Here is a 568-nt window from a genome sequence, read left to right on the forward strand (position 1 = left end):
AACGCATCGACGATGCCCAGGCCGCGGCCATGGGCCTCGTCGTCGCTGCCGGCTTGCTGCTTGGCGTAGGTGACGAAGATCCGGTCGCCGATCGTCTGGATCCCGAAGGGGGCGAAGTGACGCGGCAGGAACGGATCCACGAAGCCAGCGTGTGACACGGGCTTCCAGGCGGATCAAAGACGTCGACGGCGCCGTTGTGAAAGTCGGTGGCATAGATCCGGGGCCCGGCCGGCGTGGGCGCGATCGCGAGGCCCTTGTAGACGGCGCCGGCGGGGGATCGGTCGGCTTCCACGGTGGCGGCCGGTCCGCCGTTCCAGCCGAGGATCGTGCCGGCCTCGGTGGAGAAGATGAATGAGGCGTTGCTGGCGCCGACGAGGAAGCTGCCCGGCGTTGCGTTGAACACGGTCCCGGTCGGCGCGCCGGGAACGCTGACGACGAGCCGCAGCGGCGTTCCGGCGGGGTTGTAGAGCGTCGACCGGTCGGATCCGTTGTCGCTCACCCACCACGGAGAGGTCGGGCCGGCGGCCAGCCCCCACGCGTTGACGAGGTTCGGATCGACGTTGTCGGC

Annotated in this window: 1 protein-coding gene; it reads right to left on the reverse strand. The window is 69.7% G+C overall.

The annotated features are described in order from the left end of the window. On the reverse strand, window positions 1–568 hold a 568-nt coding region (locus OM076_RS44570; protein WP_270046774.1), incomplete at both ends, for a TIGR03118 family protein.

This window comes from Solirubrobacter ginsenosidimutans, from assembly GCF_027587205.1.